Raw genomic sequence first — 4,410 nt, forward strand, 5'->3', positions numbered from 1 at the left:
TTGACTTTTTGGTTCGTTTTGTGTCAAGACAAAATGAACGGATAATTAACTTTAGTATACTTACTTTTTTTAGTTCACAAACCTTTTATCTGCTAGTAGTGTTCATGAATCAACAAAGTTGATTTCAGCCCAGCCGACAGTTTTGCAGAAATAGCTGTAAATCCAGTGGAAGTGCGTCTTTGCATCGCAAAGACAAAGCATGAAACGCCTGATTTAGCAGCGGTTTTAAAACTTGCTTTTAAAAATTTCCTTAAAACGGTCTTGACTTTTTGGTTCGTTTTGTGTCAAGACAAAATGAACGGATAATAAACTTTATTGTATTTACTTTTTTTAGTTCACGAATCTTTTATCTGCTAGTGGTGTTCATGAATCAACATAAGCATTCATTTTTTTAGTTCACGACCTTTTATTTCCTAATGGTGTTTATGAATTATTCTAAATATTCATTTTTTTTATCGATAAAAAAACGAATCAAAAAAATCTAGTGCCTTTAAAGGAAATTTTTACGAATACATTCGTAAAAACCGCTTATTTGCTTATCGCTACATGCCATTTTCGCCTATGGCGAAAGCACTTCCGCTTGCAAATAGCTATTTCTAAAGGCCCGGGAAAAATGTATAAATACATTTTTAAAAAGGTCTTCCGTTTTTACAGACAATTTTCGTGATTCCGAAAAACCGACAGTTTTGCAGAAATAGCTGTAAATCCAGTGGAAGTGCGTCTTTGCTTAGCAAAGACAAAGCATGAAACGCCAGATTTAGCAGCGGTTTTAAAACTTGCTTTTAAAAATTTCCTTAAAACGGTCTTGACTTTTTGGTTCGTTTTGTGTCAAGACAAAATGAACGGATAATTAGTTTTATTACACTTATTTTTTAAAAGACATTCAACTATTGACTATTCAATCAACTAATAAAAAAATAAAACCGCTTAAAACGGCTTATATAATATCAATTTAGGCAAAGTTATAGGCTTGTGCAACGACTACCATCTTTGTTGTGTGCCGTTTTTTTAATTCAGTTTGTCAGGATTTTTAGAAATTTTTCTGTCATCACTGTTAAGTTTTCTACTAACCTTATTTATGTCTTCTTCTGGTTTTAAATTCTCAGGAACAATACCTCTTGACAGCAAAGTTTTTCTTACGGTAGAATTGTTTGTTATATGTTCTTTTGAAATAGCAGATTCCGTTTTCATTTTTTTATCCTTAGCATTAAATATTGTTATTTCAGTTGCGAAATCTTTAGCTTTCAGAAGAATAGTTGGCATAAAATCAGCTAATGGTTTATTTTTAATATCCCATTTCTTTTTCATTTGTTGAGTGTTTCTGCCGAAAAGAGCTGTATCTCCTTTGCTCCTAATTAAAGCAAAGTTTTTGTTTCCTCCTGTTTGTTCGAAAATTACTTGTGATAATTCTTTTTCTGTTTCTTTTAGTTTATTTCTAGCTTGAACTCGTTCATATTCAAGCATTTTTTGTTCAATTATTTCAGCTTTTCTTGTCTGTACAGCAAAATATCTTTGAGCAAATGCAATTTTTTCTTTTCTTGGGTCTCCATTTTGAGCTATCAAATAACAAGCATACCTTGTTAACATTATGTCTGGTATTTCTTTTTCAGTTCCTGACCCAATAGAGACCATTTTCCCGACGTCGGCAAAATGGTTAGAAATGTCCTCTCCAGATAGTTCACAAGCTGTTTTTGCTTTTGATATAACATTTTGGAAATTGTCCCATTTTGAGTATTCTAACAAGTGTTGTAAATCTCTTGCTAGCCAAAATTCAACTCCTTCGTCGGTTTTGTGTGAATTAGACTCAAAATTATCTGTAAGTGATTTTATTAAATTTGATTTCATATCATGAAAATACGAATTTTTAATGTAATTTTATTATTCGTTCAACATTACACACAACGCCCCGACGGATATGGCGATTTGCATCAAAGTGTTAGTTATCCTCAAAGATATATAACGTTTTATGTTAAAACAAGAGGGGGTGTAAAAGCCTAAAAGGGTTTGGTTGAAATGTATAGGTAAAAAGCTTTGGGTTTTGTAAAAAACCGTTTACAGAAGTCTATATCTTCACTTTTAAGCCACTCAACTATTAACTATTCGCTAAACTAATGAAAAAATAAAACCACTTAAAAACGGCTTATATAAGATCAACTTAGACAAAGTTATAGGCTTGTGCAACGGTTACCATCTTTGTTAGCTGTTGTTTTTTCTTGTCGCTGTTATCGAATATACCATTGGGATTTTGTCGTCTAAATGTTCTATTCTATATTTTCTCGATTCAAATTCTACTGTCTTGTTGAAACAGTTATAAGGTGAATAGTCGAACTCGTCTAATGATTTTATTTCAAGTTCGCTTTTTATAAGACTGTTCAGTACTTCACTTATGCCGTGATTCCACATTACATAAGATTGGGTAATATCTGCTTTTTTGTCGGCATAAGTTCCATCTTCTGTTTCTATAATTGCACCTGAATTAAAATATCTATAACCGATGTTTTCAAAGTTGTCATCAAACATCCAAACAACAGGATGAAATTCTACAAATATAAACTGTCCGTTTGGCTTTAGAAATTTGGAAATAATTTTTGCCCATTTGTCTAAATCCGGCAACCAACCGATTGTTCCATAACTTGTGAAAACAATATCAAATTTTTGGTCTAAATAATTTGGTAAGTCGTAAATGTCACAACAAATGAAATTTGCATTTGAGTTGGTGTCTTTTGCAATTTTTTTTGCACTTTCAATAGCCTTGTCTGCTAGGTCAACGCCCGTAACATTAGCTCCAAGTCTACTCAACGAAATAGTGTCTTGCCCGAAATGACATTGCAAATGTAAAATCGTCTTTCCTTTTATGTTTCCAAGCAAGTTTAATTCAATTTCATTTAGTGAGGTTTTACCATTCAGAAATCCGTCAAGGTCATAAAATTCCGATTTTAAGTGAGTCTCGGTTCTGTTATTCCAAGATTGTCGGTTTATTTCTATATAATTTTGTTCTGAGTTCATTTTTTTCACGATTGATTTTTCAAAATAACAGCTAACGATTAGTATATGGCAAGTAGGGCAGTCGAAAGCAATAAACTTTCAGTTTTGCACTGAGCCAAAGCGTTGTATTTTGTTTTTAATTTATTCATTCTTAAAAGCCAAATCAACGATTTGGCGGTGATAGTAAATAACACTAAGCTTTCGTAAACTACTGAATGCCCTATTTGCTATATACCGTGTTGTAACCAGTTTTTTTTACGGATTTCATATCTTCTGTCCGTGCAGTTGTCTGCTTCATTAAAGAATTCTTTTTTCGCAGTCATAAACTTTTCTAAAATTTTAACTGAATTCAAATTTCGGGTATCGACATCTGCTGTTATTTTATCCATTTTCATTTGGTCAAAACCATAATTAAGAAGTCCAACCGTTACTTCTGTACCATAGCCTTTTTTCCAATACTTTTCTCGCAATCTATAACCAATTTCATCTTCATTCTCGTTGTTTTTTAGAAAAGCGCAAAGTCCAATGAAATTATTTTCAGATTTTAATTCTATAGCCCAAACCTTTATATCTGACGTTGTAGGTTCAGTATTAAGAAACTTATTTAAGTGGTCATTACTTTCTTCTTTGGTCATTACATCTCTAGGAATAGGGTTCATAACATTTGGATTACCCATCATATCAAAGTAATCGACAGAATCCTCTTTTTTTAGAGTTCTTATTAAAAGTCTTTCTGTTTGGAAAATAGTCATTTATTTTCAGAGTGTTTTTTTTAATTGGTTACAACTTGTATATATCCCCAAAGATATATAACTTTTTATGTTAAAATAAGAGGAGTGTAAAAAGCTTAAGAGGGTTTGGTTAAAATATATAAAATTTACTTGTTTTTTTAATAAAATCCCTCAAAAAACAGGCTAAGAATATTTCTGTTAGGGGCTCTATTTTTAATAGCTTTTTATAGCCTATAAATAAGTCTTTTTTACACCATATTTAAACCACAGCTAAACTAAAATTAGCCCATTTTTTAGTGGACAATTTGTGGTCTCACCCTAGACTAGGTATGGACTAGGTGTGGACTAGGTATGGCTTTGATAGGGGAAAAACATGACTAAAACTAAAGGCTGGTTTTTCGTAAAATAATGGTATAAATAAACTGAAAATTTTTTTATTATTACAGGCTTGTTTTTATCTAAAAAAACAGTGTTTTTTCGTCTGTTTTTAATCAGCTTTTTGTCAAGACAAAATGAACGGATAATTAACTTTAATATACTTACTTTTTTTAGTTCACGAAACTTTTATTTGCTAATGGTGTTCATGAATCAACATAAGCATTCATTTTTTTCATCGATAAAAAAACGAATCAAAAAAATCTAGTGCCTTTAAAGGAAATTTTTACGAATACATTCGTAAAAACCGCTTATTTGC

3 protein-coding genes are annotated in these 4,410 nt (G+C 31.5%); all 3 read right to left on the reverse strand.

What is annotated here, in order from left to right; translation table 11 throughout:
• Positions 1 to 1,008: 1,008 nt before the first annotated feature.
• On the reverse strand, positions 1,009 to 1,845 hold the full coding sequence (gene dinD / locus GGR32_RS11925; protein WP_183478431.1) for a DNA damage-inducible protein D: 837 nt from the start codon (positions 1,843 to 1,845) through the stop codon (positions 1,009 to 1,011).
• Positions 1,846 to 2,196: 351 nt separating this feature from the next.
• Complete coding sequence (locus GGR32_RS11930; RefSeq protein ID WP_183478432.1) at positions 2,197 to 3,006, reverse strand: class I SAM-dependent methyltransferase; 810 nt, start codon at positions 3,004 to 3,006, stop codon at positions 2,197 to 2,199.
• Between the two features lie 206 nt (positions 3,007 to 3,212).
• Entirely contained in the window at positions 3,213 to 3,737 is a 525-nt protein-coding gene (locus GGR32_RS11935) for a GNAT family N-acetyltransferase (protein WP_183478433.1), read from the reverse strand.
• Positions 3,738 to 4,410: the final 673 nt, after the last annotated feature.

Origin of the sequence: Mesonia hippocampi (genome assembly GCF_014197445.1) — a bacterium.
Lineage (GTDB): Bacteria > Bacteroidota > Bacteroidia > Flavobacteriales > Flavobacteriaceae > Mesonia > Mesonia hippocampi.